This window comes from Mesorhizobium erdmanii (assembly GCF_013170725.1).
Taxonomy (GTDB): domain Bacteria; phylum Pseudomonadota; class Alphaproteobacteria; order Rhizobiales; family Rhizobiaceae; genus Mesorhizobium; species Mesorhizobium erdmanii.
The window spans coordinates 3,610,686-3,631,306 of the sequence record NZ_CP033361.1 but is presented as its reverse complement, the minus strand read 5'-3'; the positions used below and the strand labels follow the sequence as shown (position 1 = coordinate 3,631,306).

At 61.9% G+C, this 20,621-nt stretch carries 18 protein-coding genes and 2 tRNA genes; 8 read left to right on the top strand and 12 right to left on the bottom strand.

Annotation, left to right across the window (positions count from 1 at the left end; all coding sequences use genetic code 11):
- Positions 1–162: 162 nt before the first annotated feature.
- From EB233_RS17560 to EB233_RS17535, 6 genes are all read right to left on the bottom strand, one after another.
- On the bottom strand, positions 163–1,428 hold the full coding sequence (locus EB233_RS17560) for an OmpP1/FadL family transporter (protein WP_064988424.1): 1,266 nt from the start codon (positions 1,426–1,428) through the stop codon (positions 163–165).
- A 361-nt stretch (positions 1,429–1,789) separates the two neighbouring features.
- Positions 1,790–4,573 (bottom strand): valine--tRNA ligase, encoded by a 2,784-nt coding sequence (locus tag EB233_RS17555; RefSeq protein ID WP_064988423.1) that lies wholly within the window; start codon positions 4,571–4,573, stop codon positions 1,790–1,792.
- Between the two features lie 279 nt (positions 4,574–4,852).
- Positions 4,853–5,698, bottom strand: coding sequence for a PopZ family protein (locus tag EB233_RS17550; RefSeq protein ID WP_064988824.1), 846 nt, complete (start codon positions 5,696–5,698; stop codon positions 4,853–4,855).
- A 200-nt stretch (positions 5,699–5,898) separates the two neighbouring features.
- Entirely contained in the window at positions 5,899–7,275 is a 1,377-nt protein-coding gene (locus EB233_RS17545; protein ID WP_064988422.1) for a TolC family outer membrane protein, read from the bottom strand.
- Positions 7,276–7,455: 180 nt separating this feature from the next.
- Entirely contained in the window at positions 7,456–8,124 is a 669-nt protein-coding gene (locus EB233_RS17540; RefSeq protein WP_064988421.1) for a protein-L-isoaspartate O-methyltransferase family protein, read from the bottom strand.
- A gap of 91 nt (positions 8,125–8,215) precedes the next feature.
- Positions 8,216–8,289 (bottom strand) — tRNA-Cys (locus EB233_RS17535).
- Between the two features lie 225 nt (positions 8,290–8,514).
- Between EB233_RS17535 and EB233_RS17530 the strand changes: the two genes are divergently transcribed.
- Positions 8,515–8,760: a hypothetical protein gene (locus EB233_RS17530; protein ID WP_154674532.1), complete on the top strand. Its 246-nt coding sequence runs from the start codon at positions 8,515–8,517 to the stop codon at positions 8,758–8,760.
- Between the two features lie 41 nt (positions 8,761–8,801).
- On the opposite strand, the gene EB233_RS17525 is transcribed toward EB233_RS17530, so the two are convergent.
- Positions 8,802–9,062 carry a hypothetical protein gene (locus tag EB233_RS17525; RefSeq protein ID WP_064988419.1) on the bottom strand — a complete coding sequence of 87 codons (261 nt, stop codon included), beginning with the start codon at positions 9,060–9,062 and terminating at the stop codon, positions 8,802–8,804.
- 233 nt (positions 9,063–9,295) lie between these two features.
- On the opposite strand from EB233_RS17525, the gene EB233_RS17520 reads away from it, so the two are divergent.
- Together EB233_RS17520 and EB233_RS17515 are read left to right on the top strand one after the other, a co-directional pair.
- A tRNA-Asn gene (locus tag EB233_RS17520) sits at positions 9,296–9,370 on the top strand.
- A 285-nt stretch (positions 9,371–9,655) separates the two neighbouring features.
- On the top strand, positions 9,656–10,207 hold the full coding sequence (locus tag EB233_RS17515) for a hypothetical protein (RefSeq protein WP_064988418.1): 552 nt from the start codon (positions 9,656–9,658) through the stop codon (positions 10,205–10,207).
- 1,631 nt (positions 10,208–11,838) lie between these two features.
- Here the strand turns inward: EB233_RS17515 and EB233_RS17505 are convergent.
- A complete protein-coding gene (locus tag EB233_RS17505; RefSeq protein WP_171892240.1) occupies positions 11,839–12,198 on the bottom strand; it encodes a hypothetical protein in 360 nt (119 codons plus the stop codon).
- Positions 12,199–12,620: 422 nt separating this feature from the next.
- Here EB233_RS17505 and EB233_RS17500 point away from each other — a divergent pair, with 422 nt between their 5' ends.
- Both EB233_RS17500 and EB233_RS17495 read left to right on the top strand, forming a co-directional pair.
- The gene (locus EB233_RS17500; RefSeq protein ID WP_425487708.1) at positions 12,621–12,935 is read left to right on the top strand and encodes a hypothetical protein; all 315 of its coding nucleotides are present in this window, start codon (positions 12,621–12,623) and stop codon (positions 12,933–12,935) included.
- Between the two features lie 127 nt (positions 12,936–13,062).
- A complete protein-coding gene (locus tag EB233_RS17495) occupies positions 13,063–13,494 on the top strand; it encodes a cupin domain-containing protein (RefSeq protein ID WP_064988415.1) in 432 nt (143 codons plus the stop codon).
- 78 nt (positions 13,495–13,572) lie between these two features.
- Here the strand turns inward: EB233_RS17495 and EB233_RS17490 are convergent, their stop codons facing one another.
- On the bottom strand, positions 13,573–14,028 hold the full coding sequence (locus EB233_RS17490; RefSeq protein WP_064988822.1) for a carboxymuconolactone decarboxylase family protein: 456 nt from the start codon (positions 14,026–14,028) through the stop codon (positions 13,573–13,575).
- A 263-nt stretch (positions 14,029–14,291) separates the two neighbouring features.
- On the opposite strand from EB233_RS17490, the gene EB233_RS17485 reads away from it, so the two are divergent.
- The 3 genes from EB233_RS17485 to EB233_RS17475 all read left to right on the top strand — a co-directional run bounded on the left by EB233_RS17485 (position 14,292) and on the right by EB233_RS17475 (position 16,088).
- Positions 14,292–15,050 carry a copper homeostasis protein CutC gene (locus tag EB233_RS17485; RefSeq protein ID WP_244277593.1) on the top strand — a complete coding sequence of 253 codons (759 nt, stop codon included), beginning with the start codon at positions 14,292–14,294 and terminating at the stop codon, positions 15,048–15,050.
- Positions 15,047–15,535, top strand: coding sequence for a GNAT family N-acetyltransferase (locus EB233_RS17480; RefSeq protein ID WP_064988413.1), 489 nt, complete (start codon positions 15,047–15,049; stop codon positions 15,533–15,535). The genes EB233_RS17485 and EB233_RS17480 overlap by 4 nt, the downstream gene beginning before the upstream one ends.
- Positions 15,536–15,602: 67 nt before the next feature.
- On the top strand, positions 15,603–16,088 hold the full coding sequence (locus EB233_RS17475; protein WP_064988412.1) for an SRPBCC family protein: 486 nt from the start codon (positions 15,603–15,605) through the stop codon (positions 16,086–16,088).
- A 1-nt stretch (position 16,089) separates the two neighbouring features.
- On the opposite strand, the gene EB233_RS17470 is transcribed toward EB233_RS17475, so the two are convergent.
- From EB233_RS17470 to EB233_RS17460, 3 genes are all read right to left on the bottom strand, one after another.
- Positions 16,090–17,112, bottom strand: a complete 1,023-nt coding sequence (locus tag EB233_RS17470) for an acyltransferase family protein (protein WP_064988411.1) — start codon at positions 17,110–17,112, stop codon at positions 16,090–16,092.
- A 245-nt stretch (positions 17,113–17,357) separates the two neighbouring features.
- A complete protein-coding gene (locus EB233_RS17465; RefSeq protein ID WP_064988410.1) occupies positions 17,358–18,155 on the bottom strand; it encodes an FAD binding domain-containing protein in 798 nt (265 codons plus the stop codon).
- A 12-nt stretch (positions 18,156–18,167) separates the two neighbouring features.
- Positions 18,168–20,516: a xanthine dehydrogenase family protein molybdopterin-binding subunit gene (locus tag EB233_RS17460; RefSeq protein ID WP_064988409.1), complete on the bottom strand. Its 2,349-nt coding sequence runs from the start codon at positions 20,514–20,516 to the stop codon at positions 18,168–18,170.
- Positions 20,517–20,621 lie beyond the last annotated feature (105 nt).

Here is a 20,621-nt window from a genome sequence, read left to right as displayed (position 1 = left end):
GCAGGGGTTGTTCAGAAAGTGTTGCCGAAACGTCACAATCGCACGAGGCGGCCGCACTGCAGCTTATATGCAACGCAGCTTGAATGACGGGAGCATCGGCGATGCCGGCGCAAACGAAAAAGGCCGGGCGATGCCCGGCCTTTCTCTTTTAATTTCAGCCAGTTACCATTTGACCTTGAATGAAGTCGAAAGTGCCGTGACAAGGTCATTGCCGAAGTCGGCGGTATAGCCATTATCGTAGGTTAGGCCATCCGCCGAGCTCACGGCCGTATGTATCGATCCGCTGGTAAGCACGCCGATCGCTCCACCGACACGGAGTTCAATGTTCTGAGTTGGCGTATAGGCCACGCCACCGCTGAGGGTCCAAGTATCGGTCTGAGCGCTCAGGCCGGTCGACGTTCCACGATCCCAGGTGATAATCGCCGCACCGCTCCACTGATCGTTGAATTTATGGCCGATACCGCCCGAAACCGTCCAGCCATCGCGATAGAGCAAATCAAGCGAAGTAAGCCGCAGTGGGCTTGTTGTGGTGCAGGAAGGCGTGCCGCTGGGGCAAAAGGGAATGCTCTGCAACTCGCTCCAATTCATCCACTTTATGGATCCGAATGCCAGCCAGCCGGGAGCTATGCCTGACTGAAGCTTGAGCTCCAAAGAATCTGGAACCTCCGACGAACCACTAACGTTCGTCACCTTGCCCAAAAACGGATTTAGAGGATTGAGGGCCGAAGGCACCTGAGTCAGATCGAGCGTTCCGTCCAAACTGTCGAGCTTAACCGCCGAATTATAGACCAGGCTGGCGCGCAGGGCGATGTCCGGAATCTCATAGGCAACGCCGGCTCGCCAACCCCATCCATCGCCCTGAAGGTCAAGCCGTCCTATGCCCGCGCCGGGAATGGGAGCCACCAATTGTTCTTTGAAGCCAGAAACATCCTCGTGGAACACGCCGCCGATGAAACGAAGCTGTCCCTTGCCAACATCCATCTTGTAGGAGCAGGTTCCACCCACAGCCTCGCTCTTCACCTGCGTGTTAACATTGCTGTTCGCGCCGGCCCAGTTACGACCCGGGTTGCTGGACGCACCTATCGGTTGGCCATAGTCGACGAGGCAGTCGACGGGGCCCATACCCGCCTTGATACCGACGCTCGGCACCCAATAGCTTTCGGTATCGCGAGCACTATTGGAGAAACCCGGAATGAGGTTGAGGGGCCCGTCAGACGGGTCAGTGTCCTTCACATTCTTGAGATTGCGTTGCGGCATCACATAGGTGCCTGTGACCTCACCCGTAACTGGCGCCGGATCAAACAGCAGATCGATGTCGTAGCCGCCGCGCTCCAGACCGCCGGCATGCGCCGAACTCATCGCCGTCCCGATCAAAGCCAGCGAAAAGCACCCCGCCCCCAGCAGTGCTTTCAGACGCAAATTGTTCATGGATGTCCTCCCCGAATAACTAGTGCATCAAGCTAGAACCAATTCAGGTTAACGGCGCAACAACGAATTCCCGGAGCGTACATGTACACGCTTGCCAAACGCATTTTCGACAAAATGCAGATGGCCACGATGGACCCGAAAAACGGTCCGAGGCGCGCTCATCCGGCCAGAAAATCACGGAAAGCGGCCTCAAATGGATCGAAAACGGCCACTTTTAGGGGTCTTTCGGCCTCATTGTTACATTAAGGCAACAATGGGGCTAAAACTTCCGTTTACGTCAACATTAACGCAACGGAATGCCCGTTTTCGAGGCAAAACGATCACCATTTTAGACGACGCTAAAGCCCATCGAATCTACCTCTCAACCGGCGTCGCGAACCCTGATCAACGCCACCGAAAGCTTATCCTGTGCGTCGCGGTATTCGGCGAGCTTTTCGCGCTCGGCATCGACGATCTCGGCTGGCGCGCTGGCGACGAATCTTTCATTCGACAGCTTCTTGTGCAGGCGCGCGATTTCCTCGGTGACCTTGGCCAGTTCCTTCTGCAGCCGCGCAGCCTCGGCGGCGATGTCGATGAGGTTGCCGAGCGGCAGGCAGATCGTCGCCTCGTTGAGCACGATCTGCGCCGAGCCCTTGGGCGCCGCGTCGGCCAATGAGATGTCGCCGACGCGCGCCAGCCGCTTGATGGCGGACTCTTCGCGAACCAGCCGCTCGCGCGTGACATCGTTGGCGCCGACCACGACCAATGGCGCGATCGCCCCCGGCGGCACGTTCATCTCCGAGCGCACCGAACGGATGCCGGAGACGAGGTCGACCAGCCAGTTGATATCGGCGGCCGCACCCGCGTCCTCGAAGTCCGGCGCCGGCCATGCGGCGTGGCAAAGCAGCGAGGAGCGCTCCTTGCCCTCGCCCGCCGTCTGCGCCCACAGCTCCTCCGTCATGAACGGCATCATTGGATGCAGAAGCTTGTAGACCTCGTCGAGCACGAAGGCGACGCAGGCGCGGCTCTCGGCCTTGGCCGCCTCGTCCGTGCCCATGAACACCGGCTTCAGGAGCTCCAGGTACCAGTCACAGAACAGGTTCCAGACGAAGCGGTAGGCAGCACCGGCCGCCTCGTTGAAGCGGTACGAGGTGATGCCGTCGGTGATCTGACGCGTGGCGCGCGTCAGTTCGGTCAGGATCCAGCGGTTGACGGCAAGCTTGGCATCGTTCAGCCAGAAATCGTCATTGCGGGCGACTTCGTTCATCTCGGCGAAGCGCGTCGCGTTCCACAACTTGGTCCCGAAATTGCGGTAGCCGGCGATGCGCGCCGGGTCGAGCTTCACGTCGCGCCCCTGTGCCGCCATCACCGTCAGCGTGAAGCGCAGCGCATCGGCGCCAAACTCGTCGATCAGGTCGAGCGGGTCGATGACGTTGCCTTTCGACTTCGACATCTTCTGCCCGTTCTTGTCGCGCACCAGCGCATGCACATAGACGGTGTGGAACGGCTCCTCGTCCATGAAATGCAGGCCCATCATCATCATGCGGGCAACCCAGAAGAAGATGATGTCGAAGCCGGTCACCAGCACGTCGGTCTGGTAATAGGTCTTCAGCTCCGGCGTCTGGTCCGGCCAGCCCAAAGTCGAGAACGGCCACAGCGCCGAGGAGAACCAGGTGTCGAGCACATCCTCGTCACGGGTCAGAATCTCGCCCGGCTTGAAGTTTTCCAGCTTGTCCTCGACCCAGGCCTTCCATGGCCCTTCCAGCGCCAGATAATATTCGATCGCCGCGTCCAGCGCCTCTTCCTCTGTCTTCTCGACGAAGACGCGCCCGTCCGGTCCGTACCAGGCCGGGATCTGATGTCCCCACCACAGCTGGCGCGAGATGCACCAGGGCTGGATGTTCTCCATCCAGTCGAAATAGGTCTTTTCCCAGTTCTTTGGCACGAAATTCGTGCGGCCTTCGCGCACCGAGGCGATCGCAGGCTTGGCGAGTTCCGCGGCATTGGCATACCACTGCTCGGTCAGGAACGGCTCGATCGGCACGCCGCCGCGATCGCCATGCGGCACCGCGTGGCGATGCGGCTCGATCTTTTCGAGGAAGCCGCCGGCCTCCATCAGCTCGACGATCTTCTTGCGCGCGACGAAACGGTCGAGCCCGTCGAGCTCGTCCCAGACAGCCTGGCGTTCCGGCATCACGTCGAGGCCGGCGAGGAAATCCTCATTGTCCTTCAACTTGATCGCGGCTTCGACGGTCAGGATGTTGATCGCCGGCAGCTTGTGGCGCTTGCCGACCTCGAAATCGTTGAAATCATGCGCCGGCGTGATCTTGACCGCGCCCGAACCCTTTTCGGGGTCGGAATACTCATCCGCCACGACAGGTATCTTGCGGCCGACGATCGGCAGCACGACGTTCTTGCCGACCAGGTGCCGGTACCGTTCGTCGTCCGGATGCACGGCGACGGCGGTGTCGCCCAGCATCGTTTCCGGCCGCGTCGTCGCCACGGTGATGAAGGTTGTTGGATTTTCCGGATCGAAGGTCTCGCCCCCGACCGGATAGCGGAAGTGCCAGAGGTTGCCATTGACCTCCTGCTGCTCGACCTCGAGATCGGAGATCGCGGTCAACAGCTTCGGATCCCAGTTCACAAGGCGCTTGTCCTTGTAAATCAGGCCTTCCTTGTAGAGGGTGACGAAGACTTCGAGCACGGCCTTGGACAGGCCTTCATCCATGGTGAAGCGTTCGCGCGACCAGTCGGCCGAGGCGCCGAGGCGCTTCAGCTGGTTGAAGATGGCGCCACCGGATTGGGCCTTCCACTCCCAGACCTTCTCGATGAACTGTTCGCGCGTGAGATCGCGGCGGTGGATCTGCTTTTCCATGAGCTGGCGCTCGACCACCATCTGCGTGGCGATGCCGGCATGATCCATGCCTGGCTGCCACAGCACGTTCTTGCCGCGCATGCGCTCGAAGCGGACCAGAATGTCCTGCAGCGTGTTGTTGAGGGCATGGCCCATATGCAACGAGCCGGTGACGTTCGGCGGCGGGATGACGATGGTGAAGGCCTCGGCCCCTTCCTCCGCCCCGGCGCCAGCGCGAAACGCGTCGGCCTCCTCCCACACTTTGGCAATCTTCGGCTCGACGGTCTTGGCGTCGTAGGTCTTTTCAAGCATGGGAAAATGGTCCGCGCTGTCGGGATTTTTGCTGGTTCGGTGTAAATCGGAAGGTCTTGGCCAAGTCAACCGCAAGCGCCGCCCCGGCTCATGAGAAGCAGATAGGCGTGGCCCTGTTCATTTCAACGGCATTGCGCCTGAGCCGCGGGGTGCCCGCGCCTTCATCGTCAGCGATGCCGACGGCAATCTGATCGCGTTCCCGACATCGGCCGAAAGCCGAGCCCAAAAAAAGCGCCACCCGAGGGCGGCGCTTCGATCCGGAATCAGTCGAGAGACTTACTACGCGCCGCGCGCGACGCGCTCGATTTCCTCGCGCACCAGGCGCTCGACCAGCGTCGGCAGATTGTTGTCCAGCCAGTCCTGCAGCATCGGCCGCAGCATCTCCTCGGCCATCTCGTCGAATGTCTTCTTGCTGCGGCTGGCAAAGGCATCGGACAACTCGCCAAAGGCCGCGGCGACCTGCCGGCCCGTGTGTTCGGAAAGAATTGCCGGACGAGCCGAAGGCACTTCGCTTGCCGCCGCAGGTGCCTGCGCAGTGCCTCCCGGAGCATCGCTTGACGAAGGCTGCTCAATCGCGGCCTCCACCATCGGCTCACCGGTCGGCTCCTCGGGCTGGGCGACTGGCTTGCGGATGCCCGGTATCGCTTTTGCCTGCTCTCCGACCGCCGCGATCTCGCGCCGCCAATCGGCAACGATGCTATCGCTCGTCGCAACGGCCTGCGAAGCCCCTGCCTGCGGCACCATTGGCGTGTCGATCCTGGCGGCCGGCGCCGGCTCGGCGGCGACCCTCGCACTAACCTCGGCAAGCGTCATCGACGGCTTGACCGGCACGGGATCGGCGCGCAACTGCTCGTCCATGCGCGCGATCACCGGCTCGGGCGACGGCGTCTGGGGGTCAGCGAGCGCGACCGGCTTTCCGACTTCGGGGACAGCATGCAACTCGGCGCGAAACGCATCGACATCGGCGGCGGCAGCCTCGCTCGGCGACGGCTCCAGATCCTGCCGCAGCTCTTCGGCCTCGCCCGGCTGCTTGCGACCGTTGTCGCTGTCCTCGATAATCCTCCTGATGGAAGCCAGTATCTCTTCCATTGAAGGTTCGCGCTGTGCGCTGCTCGCCGTGGCCATCGTCACATCCGCCGCCTTTGTGACCCCTGTGGACTTCCCCTCCGGCAGAAGCCGGATTCGAATCATGGCGCCAGCGTAACCGACGGAACGCCGCCCGAGAATCCCCAATCTGGGGACATGTGGGATTTCAACAGATTAGAGCACGAAATCGAAGCAGGACCAGTTTCAGGAAAGGTCCCGCTCCACAGGGTCGGCCGCGCCTAGCGGCCGTCCGGCGTGCGCACGCCGATCCACTTGTCCTTGACGGCGTTGTAGTGCTCTTCGGGCTTGTACTTGGTCACCGGCAAGCCGAGCCGGTCGATCGACAGCCGGCCCACCGCCGACAGGATTGCATAGCTCGCCACCACCACATCGTGTTCGGAATTGGCCTGGTTGATCTTGGCGGTGATGACGGTGGCCTGGGCGTTGAGCACGTCGAGCGTGGTGCGCTGGCCGACATTGCGCTCTTCGATGACGCCGTTCAGTGCCAGCTGCGCCGCGTCGATCACCTGCTTGTTGGCGGAAACGCTCTGTTGCGCGGCGGTGTATTGCGACCATGCCGTCGCGACGGCCTGGCGCACTTGGTCGCGGCTGACATCGACCTGGATGCGGGCCTGACCAAGCGATTCCTTGCTCTGCCGCACGACCGCCGAGGTCCGCCCACCCGAATAGATCGGGATGGTCAAGGTCGCGCCGATATTGGCCGAGGTCGAATTGCCGTTCGTTCCGATATTCGGATTGCGATTGAGATAGTCGTCCGAGATGCCGGCCGAGGCGGAAAGCTGCGGCAACAGCGCACCTTCCGCCGACTTCACAGAAAACGCCGCCGCGTCGACCAGATGCTGGGTGGCGAGAATGGCCGGATGTTCGGCCGAACCAATGGCAATCGCCGAATTGAGGCTCGACGGCAACAGCTTCGCCAGCGGCGCGGCGGGCTTGAGCTTGCCCGGCTCGTCGCCGACCACCTGGTGATAGGTTGCGGCGCTGGCCAATGCCTGCGCGCGGGCGGCGCTTAGCGAGGCGACTGCGGAGGCGCGCGACGCATCGGCCTGCGCGACATCCGTACGGGTGCCCTCGCCAACCTCGAAACGCGAGCGCGCGGCGCGCGCCTGTTCGGTCAGGAACTGCAGGTTCTGTTCGGTCAGCACCGCGATCTGCCGGTCGCGAATCACGTCCATATAGGCGGTCGCGGCATTGAAAAGGGTGTTCTCCTCGGTGTTGCGCAGGCTTTCGACCGACGCCTTCACCTGGGATTCCGCTGCCGCCACATTGTTCCTGGTCTGAAAACCATCGAACAGGGTCTGGTTGATGACAATGCCGACACTGGCCGAGCCTGTCTTGGTGTTGGCGCCGCTGGCGCGCGTGTTCACATAATTCGCGTCGGCGGATCCGGTGATGGTTGGGCGCCAACCCGACTTGGCAATGGCCACGCCTTCATCGGTGACGCGCACGCCGGCGCGGGAAGAATTCAGCGACGAATTGTACTGATAAGCCTTGGCGAGCGCGCCCGTGATGGTTTCCGCCGTGGCGGTCAGCGGGGACAGCGCGGTCGCGGAGACGAGGACGGCGGCAAAAAGTGACTTGGATACAGACGGCACGGGTATATCCCTCATTCGTTTTCCATGGGAACCGCGCCGCGCCAGCTTCTCGTCAGAGTAGCCGGAGTGGCGTGTTATGTTCCCTGTCGCTCGGTCCCAAAGTGCCCCCAGTCTGGAATCTGCAACGATTGTTCAAATGCAAGCGACCATGACAAAGCCTTTGCTGCAAGGCCAAATCATTCAGAATTCGAAAGCATGCTCACGTTCGAACCCGGGTAGTGGCTTAATTGCCGCATTAAATGCCCGTCTACCGGTTACAACCCCCCCAGCCTTGAAAAAAAGTCGCGCCACGCCGGAATTGCCCTGCCCTTCGACCGCGACGAGTCGGCCGCCCTCGGCGAGCTGATCGAGCAGCGGCGCCGGCACTTTCTCGACACTGCCGCCGATGAAGATGACGTCATAGGGCGCCTTGGCCGCATGACCTTGCGCCAGCGCGCCCTGGACCACGGTCACATTGCCGCAGCCCAGGCCGGAAAGGGTCGACGCCGCGGTTTGCGCCAGTACCGGATCGCTTTCGAGTGCCACGACGGACCGCGCCAGCCGCGACAGGATGGCCGAGGCGTAGCCGGTGCCGCAGCCGACATCGAGCGCCGAATCTGTCGGGTTGATCTCGGCCAGTTGCATCAGTTTGGCCAGCGGCGAAGCTTCCATGAGATAGCGAGCGCCATTGGCGCCGTCGGCTATGCGGATGTCCTCGTCGATGTAGGCAAGATCACGCTGGCGGTCGCCGACGAAAACCTCGCGCGGCACGGTGAGCATGGCTTCCAGCAGCGGAGCGCTGGTCACATCGGTGGTGCGAACCTGGCCATCGACCATCTTGACGCGAAGCTCGGCAAAATCAGCGCTCATGTCCCAACCAATCCGCTTGCCGCGCCAGAACCGCGGCTCATTTCGATCGGAACGTCAGGCTCCGGCGCTGAGCGCGCGGGAGCCCGGGTATTGGAGGCCTCGCCCGGAATCGAACCGGGGTGCAAGGATTTGCAGTCCTCTGCGTAACCACTCCGCCACGAGGCCTCGTTGCTCCCGGCGTTCCACCCGGTTCCAATAGGTTGCGGCGAAAATGGCGTCAAGCGGCCACCACGCATTCCGCGCGGTTTCCTCTGCAAGAATATAGCCCTACGCATCGAGCGTCGCGGCCACAGCGGTGACCGTGCACATTAGTGGATAATTAGGGATAGCGGCAGGTCACGAGAAACTCCATGCCCCGGCCACCGTTCAGAATAGTAGGAGGACTGCGCCATGCGGCCGGCAAGCCCCGACAACGGAATGAACACCTGGGAGGGCTTGTCGCGATCCGGATGCCAGGAGTTGTTGCGCTACGCCATAGATTGCCTTGCGATAGACGGCACCGCCACGCTTTCACCGCGTGACCGCGCGCGGCTCGCCTCGGCTGCCGCCGTGCTCAAGCAAATCCGCGAGGATCTGCAGAGAAGCGCCGACAGCAAAGCCGATCCACGAAAATCCGAAACCAGAACAAGTGCATAACGCCACGGAAAGACGATGCAGGTCGACCTGATGCCTGTCGCTCAATCCGGCCGCCGCCGCCGCTCCCACCAGACGACGAAGCGGCGCCGGTGGCGGCGTACCATGGCGAATTCATAGGAGAGCACCAGCAATCCGATCGGGATCATCCAGAAGCCGAGAATTGGCAGGAAACCGAGAATACCGCCGATGGTCAAGAGGATGCCGATGGTGATTCTGAGGCCGCGCGACTGCGGCATGGTGAACTCGCGTCCGAAAATCGAGATCTTTCGGGCCGGAGTCCGGTTTTCGCCTGCTGCCGTCATCGCCAATGGCTGCCTGTGTGGTCGCTTGTCTGGTCGTTCGAAAATATCATTTTACGAAAGCCGCGCCCCCCCCTTTTCGGTTCCGCGCCCGTCGCCAGGACGGCTAATATGAGGGCGGACGCCACCGATTGCGAGAAACCGCGCGAAAAAGTCTCGGAAAAAAGCGAAATGCTGCTTTGCAAAGCCGAAAGGTGTTTGCTATAGGCTGCGCCACTTGCTCAAAGAGCCTCCGTTCCCCGGTAGCTCAGTGGTAGAGCAACCGGCTGTTAACCGGTTGGTCGCTGGTTCGAATCCGGCCCGGGGAGCCAAATATTTCCAAGCACTTACCGAAAATGCAAAATCGCCGATTTTGGCGATAGGTACGGTATAGGTACGCAACTCGACTTCGCTAGGCCTTGATCACACGGGGCTCGCTAAGGAGAGAAACGAGCATGGAACGCTTATCTGACGATCTGATTTGCCTCAGTGGAAGCGGCCTCGATGGAATTGGCGCGCCGGCGCGCCAGCTTGGACGCTTCGCCTTGCCGAAAGTTTGGCGATCGGCGTCGTGATCGGTGTAGGCTTAGCGGTCGGAATTGTTCTGGCGAGATGAGATGACTAATCCCGTCGGCCTTAAGCAGGTATCGGCAAAGCTGTGGGAGAGGCCTCAGCCCCTGGGTCATTTTGCTGGCGAACTGCTGAAACGCGGCAGATCCTACTACCAAGCCTTTCAGATCATTGCCGAGCGCCACGACGTAGGCCTCAGTTATCCGGCCTATTTCCTACTCGCCCATGCTGTGGAGGTCATCCTCAAATCGTACCTAGCCTTCAAAGGCGTCTCGAAGCTGGACATGCGCCGCAAGCCTTTCGGTCACGACATCGACTATATCTTCTCGGAATGCGAGCGACGGGGGCTTGTCATCACCGACCAGTTGATGAAGCCGCTGGCCGGGGGGCTCGGCCATATAAATCAAGATTATGACCTCCGATATCCAACTGGCTTCAACCTGTCGATTGCGGGGCCAAAGCATTACATCCCTCCGGTCGACGCCTTGCTTGCCGTTATCGCACCAGTCGTCGAACAGGCCGCCATAATGGCTGACCTTCAGTTTGCCGCTGACACGCGACATCTTCGCGGCAAGGGCAAGATCCGATGGAGCGACTAATAAGTCCCCGGAAGCCTTGCCTTGGCCGCCGCCCAATGAACGTAGCGATATTTAAGAAGGTCGGAAACAAAGCCCCTCCTGCGGCGTTTGACGCTCGTGCAATTGGAGAGGCTTGGATAATGGACCCGGGAACCGCAGCAGTGATGGTTATGCTGTCGTGCAACTCCTCGCTGTGTCAGCCTATGAATTCATCGCCGGTCCCCTACTCGTCCATGGACGATTGCCAGACGGCTCTCGCGGCGCGGTTGGCGCCATGGCCGAACGGCGAGATGGTTGGCCGATGCACAGCAGTCGACATGGCGGAAACTCGCTCAATCCCAGAGGGGTATGCGGCTGTTCAGGTTACGCGGGGCGTCGGCGCCAATGCTGCCACTACCACTTATTTCGTGCCTCACGGGAACTAGGAAAGGCCCGGAAGCCGAAGCCGCCGGCCTTATCGTTTCCGATATTCAATGCTTGGTGGCCGACATCGCTTCCAGCAAATCCCAAGCGGGATCCCTGTTGCGGTGCTTGCTGACCCAACATTGCTTACATGACACGCTGCCTTGAGACAAAGCGCTTGCGGACCGGGCGACCGGCCAGGTTCCAACTTGGGCTGTAGCAGTGGCTCAGCAAGCCCACGCCCCTGTTGGCGGAGGGACGCGGGCCGATCGAGCTGCCCCCTCGATCTTCAGCAAAGGATCATTGCCGCAAGACAGGACTAATGTTCCGTCGCGCGGCACTAATCTCATTATCGAAATTTGTCCGGAGTGATTGGCGGCCGGCGTGCCATCAGCTCGGGAACTTCCTGGCGCTGGCGACGTTCGCTCGCATGGCTCTCGTTACCGGCGTTGCATCTGCACTGGTGATTCTGTCTGTGGTGCTGCTCTTCACGCACGCAGCCCGTGACCTTCAGAGCTCACCTATCTATCATCGGATCCGCCGCCGACTGCGTTGAGCGGTTTAGGGCTTCCGTGATCACGCCATACCTACGTTGCGTCGAATCGGTGATTTTAGTTGTGCGGCGGACCTGGTGTTCGCTCGGCCGGCGCCTTGCTCATAGCCCACCCAGCTCCCAACCTGGTGCCGGCCACCTTTCACCTGAGCGTCGCTTTAAACCTTACAAATCCGTATGTGGTCGATTGAGCCCACGCTGGGTTAGGAATGCCGCTGGCAGCGAAAATGTCCCCGCTGCCCGGTGGGACACCCTACATTTCCCGCTAATGGCCCGCTGCCTCCCCCAAGATCCGCCCTGGCAGCGGGCCTAGCGCCTGAACGTCGGCTTCCAATCCTGATTCCGTGGCCGCTGAATGCCCTCGTAGTCAGGAATGACGGTGAAGTGCACCGAACGCCGATCGCGGCCGGCGGCCTTGCAATCCGAGCAGGTGAAGAGCCCGACCAAATCCTGGTGCATCGAGCCATGAGCAGGCCCAAGCCTGTCGATCAGCGCCTGAACCTGGCCATTGGCGATCTCCGTAGGAGGAGCTCGCCGCAAAGGGGGATTATATTCCTCGCCCCGATCTCGATAGCAAAGTCTGTCCAGGCAAGCTGGGTCGGAATGTGAGTGTGCGACGGCTATGGGCAAGTCGCACCCCCCTATCGGCCTTGGCATTAGCACTGGGATGGCACTGGCCGGTTAAGCCGCACCTGTATCAGTCGTCACCGCCGCCACCGCCGCCACCGCCACCGCCGCCGTCGCCGCCACCGCCGCCGCCGTTGCCGCCGCTCCCACCACCAGCATGCTCGCCGCTCTGATGGTCGCCGCTCTCGCCGCTATCATCACCGGATTTATCACCCTGGTTGTCACCACCCTTTTGCTGGCCGGCGGTCGCGCTATCGTCACCCTGGTGGCCTGTGCTGGCGGTTTCGACCGCATCATCATCGTTCTGGTCGCCGGTAGTCATTGTCGCTGTACCAGCGTGATCGGACACCTGGCTTGCAAAGGCGTTCGCCGCCATGAAAATTCCCAGCGCACCGAGAGAAGCCGCTAACAGCAAGGGGAGCCTTTTCATCGTTTTCTCCAATGTCGGCTTGGCAGCCACAGTGACTGATTCCGGCTTTATCGTTCCGGGCACATTACGGCGCGCTTAAACGCAAAGGAGCAATTTTAGAGACTGCTAATTTTCTCGGTCGAGACTTTACCGATTTCGCATGCATGGACTCAGCCTTAGAGTGGAAGCGCCCTTCGGGGAAGCCTCGCCTGATGGCCTCGGCCAGTTCGGCGAGTTCGGCAGGAGTCTCAGGCAGCGTTCCTATCGAGTCGCCGATTCGAATCCGGCCCGGGAGCCAATATTTCCAAGCGTCCGAAAGTCTCGGTTGAACAGGCTCGAAATGTCGGCGCGTGTTGGCTCGCTGTATCGCGACAGCGCGACCATTGCCGAACCGCATCGCAAGATGCGAACTTCCCAACCAGATGTTTCGTTGGGAAGCCATCATGCTCGTCTGCAAGACCGTCATGCCCATATGCAGGATTGTGCTCTGTGCGGCAGCGATCACGATTGCTGCGGTAAGCTTGGCCAATGCTCGGCCGGACACGCGCAATATGACCTGCGCGCAGACCCAGGCGCTGATCCAGACGCAGCATGCAGCGGTGCTGGCCACTGGGCCGAACACCTATGATCGCTACATCAGACAATTCGGCAACGAGTGCGACGCCCCTTACGTGCCGATGGTAGCCTATGTTCCGACCAGCGACGGTCAATGCATGGTCTACCAATGCGAGGAGCCCTCGCCTCAGGTTGGGTACTGATTGGCGGGTTCACCTCGCAAATCCCGAACGGATTCGCGTTTCCCGAGTTGGAAGTATCCACCCGCGCTCGTGGTGCTTGCGCGCGCACTGCCGGCGCGCGATAGATGCGTCGGTTCAGGGAGGACTCATGCGCAAAATCCTGATATCGGCACTGCTAGCCGCGGCGGCGCTTTACGCGAATTGCGCCCTGGCGCTCGACAGCAACAGCACGCCTGTCGTCGTGACGCCGCTGGCGTCACGCACGACCACCGCTTCCGGCCAGCCGATCACGCTGCCGCAGAAGAACGTGCAGGTGCTGGTGTCGACCTATGACATCGCGGTGGGCGCGACCTTGCCGGTGCACCGCCACCCCTTCCCGCGCTACGCTTATGTCGAGGCCGGAACGCTGAAGGTCACCAATGTCGAGACCGGCAACAGCAACACTTACAAGACAGGCGATTTCATCATCGAAATGATCGGGCAATGGCATCAGGCCACCAACATCGGCGACGGCCCGGTCAAGCTCCTGGTCATCGATCAGGTCGAGGAAGGCGCCAAAAATACGGAGTTGCGCCAGTAACCGCCCATGCTCAGAAAGCCGGAAGGCAATGCCGCCCGCCTTCCGTGCTGATGCAAACGGCACTTGCCCGGAGCGCACTCAGCCCCAGGTTCCGACCATCTGCCGTGTCGTCGCGTTCAGCCGGTTGAATGCGTTGATCAGGGCGATCTGGATGACCAAAACGGCAAGCGCCTTTTCGTCATAGTGCCGGGCGGCTTCCTGCCAGATATCGTCCGGCACCGCGTCCGGGCGATCGGCGAGCCTGGTGCCGGCCTCGGCCAGCGCCAGGGCTGCCCGCTCGGCCTCGGTGAAGTATGGCGTCTCGCGCCATGCCGCGAGCGCAAAGATGCGCTCGTCCTTCTCGCCGGCCGCCTTCAGTTCACGCGCATGCATGTCGACGCAGAGGGCACAGCTGTTGATCTGGCTGGCGCGCAGATGGATGAGCTTGCGCGTCACATAAGGCACGTCGGCCGCCTCCGTCGACTTGTCCAGCGCCAGCAGCGCCTGCAGGGCGCCGGGGATCAGCATCACCGGATTCTTGATTCTCGCTTGCATCGTCTTTCTCCTTTCGAGGACGTGTTTTGCCGTGCCCGTATGCAGCGCATCCAGGTTTTCAGCCGATGGAATTTTCGGCTGCCGCCCCGCCACCAAGTGCCAATCAATAACCATATGGCTATGGTTTATCTCATAACCGCGCAGTTATAAGACTGTCAAGCCGCGAAATGTCACCTGGTCCAAATTGCGGGGCACCGTTCACGCTTTCGCGCCAGCCGCCCGGGTGCTAGGGCTGTCCGAAATATCATGAACTGGATCGCCCCTTGACCACACAAACCCACCCGCCGCTGATCGAAATCTGTGTCGAAGGCATTGATGGCCTGCTCGCCGCGCAGGCTGCCGGCGCCGATCGGGTCGAACTGTGCGCCAGCCTGGTCGAAGGCGGCATCACGCCGAGCCTCGGCACGGTGCGTGCTGCACTGGACCAGGCGAATGTGCCGTTTCATGTCATGGTGCGGCCGCGCGGCGGCGATTTTCTCTACAGCGAAACCGAATACCGCTCGATGCTCGCCGACGTCGCGGCGCTCAGAGATCTCGGCGTGCCCGGCGTCGTGTTTGGCTGCCTGAACGCCGACGGCACTATCGACGAGAAGCGCATGGGCGAACTGACGGAGGCCGCCGGCCCCCTGAACGTCACCTGCCATCGCGCCTTCGACATGACGCGCGATCCCAAGGAGGCGCTGGAAGCACTGATCCGCTGCAAGGTCGGCCGCGTGCTGACCAGCGGCCAGCGCGACACCGCCATCGAAGGCCTGCCGTTGCTGGCGGACCTCGTTCGCCAGGCCGGCGACCGCATCGTCATCCTCGGTTGTGGCGGGCTTGACCGCGCCAACATCGCCGAGGTGCGCGAAAAGACCGGACTGGCCGAAATGCATTTCGCCGCGCTGAAGGACGTGGCGAGCGCCATGCGCTACCGCAACCCCAAGGTTGGCATGGGCGGCTCCGATCTCGACCGCGAGTACCGCAACACATTGACCGACACCCCGCTGGTGGCGGCGACGATCGCGGCGGCCAAGGCATGACCTCATTGATCGACCATATCTCGCAAGGCGACGAAGCGGACATATTGGCGCTCAACAACGAACACGCTGCTGAATTGTCGTGGCTCGAAGCCGAACGGCTGTCGTATCTGCTTGGCGAAGCATTCTATGCGCGCCGCATCGGCGATCTCGAAGCCTTCATCATGACCTTCGACCAGGAAGCCAACTACGACAGCCCGAACTTCATCTGGTTCCGCGAGCGTTATACCAGCTTCATCTATGTCGACCGCGTCGTCGTCGCCGCGCATGCACGGGGCCGGGGGCATGCGCGGCGGCTTTATCAGGACCTGTTCAAGCAGGCAGCGCGCGCCGGCCACGCGCTGGTGACCTGCGAGGTCAACGTCGATCCGCCCAATCCCGCCTCGGATGCCTTCCACGCGGCGCTTGGCTTCGCCGAAGTCGGCGACGCGGTGATCCATGGCGGCAAGAAGGCGGTGCGCTATTACGTCAAGCAGCTCGTCGCCTGACTCTGTGGTGCTGGCCACATCGAGAAGCCATGTCTAATATACGGTTCCGCCATCCGGAGGAACCGCGATGCCAAGCAACGTCTTCCGCTTCGACGAGAGCTGGCAGATTCCCGAAGGCAGGCCACGGCAAGTCTGGGACGTGATCGCCGACGCCGAACTGCTGCCGCTGTGGTGGGGCGACGTCTACAAGGAAGTGGTGCCGCTCGACCGCAAGGGCAAGGCGTCGGTCGGTTCGCGCGCAAGGGCGCGGGCGCGCGGCGCCCTGCCCTATGAGCTGAACTTCATCATCGAGGCCGCCGAACTCGACCCCGGCCGGCTGGTCGTGGTGAAGACCTTTGGCGACTTCGACGGGCTGTGGCGGGCCGAACTATCGCCGTCGGGCACCGGCACCCATGTGCAGCTGACCTGGCAGGTTACGGTCGAGAGGCCGATCCTCAAATTCCTCGCGCCGCTGTTGCGGCCGGCTTTCGCCTGGAACCATCGCTGGACAACGCCACGCGGCGAGGCCGGCCTGCGCCGCTACCTTGTCGAGCAAAAGGGCCGGTCGGCTTAGTTTACCAGTTGCGGTTGAGCCATTCGCGCGCCGGCCGCTCGACGAGGTAGTAGCTGCAGAGCGCGCAGGCAAAGACGGCAGCCAGCATCGGCCACGGGTTGCTGCCTTGCTCGTAGACGAATTTGTAGAACGGCTGCTGCCACAGATAGAGCGAGTATGACCACAGGCCCAACGTCGCCATCGGCCAGGACGACAGCAGATTGGAAAAAATCGGTGTGCTGAAATCGAGCGCGTTGACGGCCAGCGCCAACAGCGGCACCGCCAGGAGATAGTGGATCGGCGTCGGTACGGGATCCATGAACAGGAGGACCGCGCCAGTAGCCGCGGCCAGGGCGACATAGGGCCCCTTCATTACCGCCGGCAGCCGGCCCTCGGCCTTGAGCAGGCAGATCGAAGCCGACAGCAGGATCGAGGCGATGTGCACGTCGGTGCGCCAGTAAGTGGCCTCATAGTCCAGCTTGAACACCCAGTAGGACACCGCCCCATTGGCCATGGCGAGCAACGCCAGCGCCAGCAGCAGCGGAATGACGCGGTTGCGGCTGGTGACGGTGGCGCTGATCAGCGCCAGGATCACATAGGCATGTTCCTCGACGCAGAGCGACCAGATATGATCTAGCGCCCCGGCGCGCGTGACGAGAACGCCGGCGTAATTGTAGGTGAAAGTCAGAGCTGTCAGTGCCGCCTTCCACTTGAAGGCGATGAACGTGCCGGAGAGCGCCATCATGGCAATGACGACGAAAACCAGAAGTGCCGGGTAAATGCGCGAGAAACGGCGCTTGAAGAACTTCTTCAGCGGGTAGCGTTCGATAAACAGGATTTCGGCCATCAGCCGGCCGGAGAGCACGAAGAAGAACTCGACGCCCAGCACGCCGAGATTGATTCCCGGAACGGGGAAAAAATGGCCGATCAGCACCAGGGCGATCGACAGGCCGCGCCAGCCATCGAGATAGGCCAGTCTAGTCCTGGTTGGTCTGTCGGCGACGGCTCGGGACGGAACCATATCGGTCGCGGCAATTTCGGACATGCCGATCCTTTCGCATTGGTTATGCGAAAGGCACGGCGATACACATCCGAACCAGGCTCGCATGCCCGCCCCAATCCATACTGCAGTGCAATATAGATTTGTGCAAGTGCGAGATTGCCGTTATGGCGCGCTGCGGCAATTTCATCGGGAACTGGGTGGCGTCAGGCGGCCACGGACGAAAAAGGGGCCGCGACTGCCCCTTTTCTTATCCTCGGCGGCTCGTGAAGCGCTGAATCTCGCCAGTTTCAGGCGTTGGCAGCTGCCACCGCGCGCTTGGCCATGACCGCGATCAGACTGGCGCGGTAGTCTGATGAAGCGTGGATGTCGCTCATCAGGTTCTTCGCCGGCACTTTCACGCCATTGAGCGAGGCAGCGTCGAAAGTCTTCGCCAGCGCCGCCTCGATCTCCTTCGAGCGGAAGACGCCATCATCCCCGGCGCCGGTCACGGCAACGCTGACACCATCCTTGCCCTTGGCCACGAACACACCGACGATCGCGTAGCGCGAGGCCGGGTTGCGGAATTTTTCGTACGCAGCCTTTGCCGGCGCGGTGAAGGACACCGCCGTGACGATCTCGCCATCCTTCAATGCCGTTTCGAACAGTCCCTTGAAGAATTTGTCGGCCGTGATCTCACGCTTGTTGGTGACGATGGTGGCGCCCAGCGCCAGCAGCGCGGCCGGATAGTCCGCTGCCGGATCGTTGTTGGCGATCGAGCCGCCGATCGTGCCCTTGTGGCGCACCGCCGGATCACCGATCAGCGACGCCAGATGGGCAAGCGCCGGACAGGCCTTTTGCAGCTTCTGGTCGTTAGCGACATCATAGTGGGTGGTGGCGGCGCCGATGGTGACCGTCTTGCCGGATACCTTGACGCCTTGCAGATCCTTGATGCGCGACAAATCAACGAGATCGGACGGGGCGGCCAGCCGCGTCTTCATGGCAGGTATGAGTGTCATGCCGCCGGAGAGCAGCTTGGCGTCGCCGTTTTTCACGAGCTTCGCGGCATCCGCGACCGAGGCGGCACGGTGATAATTGACCGAGTACATGGATGTTCCCCCTCAATGCTTGGCGGCGCGGATCGCGGCCCACACGGTGGACGGCGAGGCCGGCATGGCGATATCGGCAATGCCGATGGCGTCGGTGATGGCGTTGATGACCGCCGGCGGCGAACCGATGGCGCCGGCCTCGCCGCAGCCCTTGATCCCCAACGGATTGCCCGGGCACGGCGTGTTCGAGGTCGAGACCTTGAACGACGGCAGGTCGCCCGCCCGCGGCATGGTGTAATCCATGTAGCTCGCCGTCAGCAGCTGGCCGCTTGCATCGTAATGGGCGCCTTCCAGCAGCGCCTGGCCGATCCCTTGCGCGATGCCGCCATGCACCTGGCCCTCGACGATCATCGGATTGATGATGTTGCCGAAATCGTCGGCCGCCACGAACTGGACGATCTCGGTCGTTCCGGTCTCCGGATCGATCTCGACCTCACAGATGTAGCAGCCTGCCGGGAATGTGAAGTTCGACGGATCGTAGAAGGCCGTCTCCTTCAACCCCGGCTCCATGCCTGCCGGCAGATTGTGGGCGGTATAGGCGGCCAGCGCCACCTGGAACCACGGCACGTTCTTGTCGGTACCGGCGACCTTGAGGGCGCCGTTCTCGATGACGATGTCACCTTCGTCGGCCTCGAGCAGGTGGGCCGCGATCTTCTTGGCCTTGGCCTCGACCTTGTCGAGCGCCTTCGATATCGCCGACATGCCGACCGCGCCCGAGCGCGAACCGTAGGTGCCCATGCCCATCTGCACCTTGTCGGTGTCGCCATGGACGATCGAAACCGAATCGATCGGCACGCCGAACCGCTGGTTGACCAGTTGCGCGAAGGTCGTCTCATGGCCCTGGCCGTGGCTATGCGAGCCCGTCAGCACCTCGATCGTGCCGACGGCATTGACCCGCACTTCGGCCGATTCCCACAGGCCGACGCCGGCGCCGAGCGAGCCGACCGCCGCCGACGGCGCGATGCCGCAGGCCTCGATGTAGCAGCTCATGCCGATGCCGCGCAGCTTGCCCTGCTTTGCCGCCGCGGCCTTGCGCTTGGCAAAGCCGGCATAGTCCGACGCCTTCATCGCCGCATCGAGAGAGGCGCCATAGTCGCCGGCGTCATAGTTCATGATCACCGGGGTCTGGTGCGGGAAGGTGGTGATGAAATTCTTGCGCCGCAACTCAGCCGGCGACACGCCGAGTTCCCGCGCCGCTGCTTCCATCGTGCGTTCAAGCAGATAGGTCGCCTCCGGCCGCCCTGCCCCGCGATAGGCATCGACGGGTGCCGTGTTGGTGTAGACGGTCCGCACATTGGCGTGGATGGTGGGAATGTCGTACTGGCCCGACAAAAGCGTCGCGTAGAGATAGGTCGGCACGCAGGACGAGAACAGCGACATGTAGGCGCCGAGATTGGCGATCGTGTCGACCTTGAAGCCGGTGATCCTGTTGTTCGTGTCGAAAGCCATTTCCACGGTCGAGACGTGATCGCGGCCATGCGCGTCGGTGAGGAAGCTCTCGGTGCGGTCGGCAACCCATTTGACCGGCACGCCGGTCTTCTTGGAGGCCCACAGGCAGACGATCTCTTCCGGATAGATGTAGATCTTGGACCCAAAACCGCCGCCTACGTCAGGCGCGATGACGCGCAGCTTGTTTTCCGGCGCGACATTATAGAAGGCGCTCATCACCAATCGCGCGACATGCGGATTCTGCGATGTCGTCCAGCAGGTGTAGTGATCCTCGGCCTTGTCGTAATGGCCAAGCGCGGCGCGCGGCTCCATGGCGTTCGGCACCAGCCGGTTGTTGACGATCTTCATGCGGGTGACATGCGCCGCTGCCTTGATGGCGGCGTCGGTCGCCTTGGCATCGCCGATCTCCCAGTCGAAGATCAGATTGTTGTCGGCCTCGGGATGGATCTGCGGCGCGCCCTTTTCGAGCGCCTTGGTGGCCTCGACGACGGCCTTCAACTCCTTGTAGGTGATCTCGACCGCCTCGGCCGCGTCGCGCGCCTGGCCCTTGGTCTCGGCGACGACGATGACGACGGCGTCGCCGACATAGCGCACCTTGTCGAAGGCCAGCGGCGACCAGGCACCCATCTTCATCGGCGAACCGTCCTTGGAATGGATCATCCAGCCGCAGATGAGATTGCCGATGCCGTCCGCCTTGAGCTCCTTGCCGGTCAGGACACCGATGACGCCCGGCATGGCTTGCGCCTTCTTGACGTCGATCTTCTTGATCTGCGCATGCGCGTGCGGGCTGCGCACGAAGGCCGCATGCTTCATGCCGGGAACCACCATGTCGTCGACATAGCGGCCGGCGCCGGTGATGAACCTTTTGTCTTCCTTGCGCGCGACCCGAGCGCCAACACCTTCAATACCCATAAGAAATTCCTCCCGAGATTGTAGGGGAGTAGGTGAGTAAAGCAGTACGGCAGTGGGGAAAAATGGCTCTCTTTCCCTACTGCCCTACTGCCTTACTGCCCTACC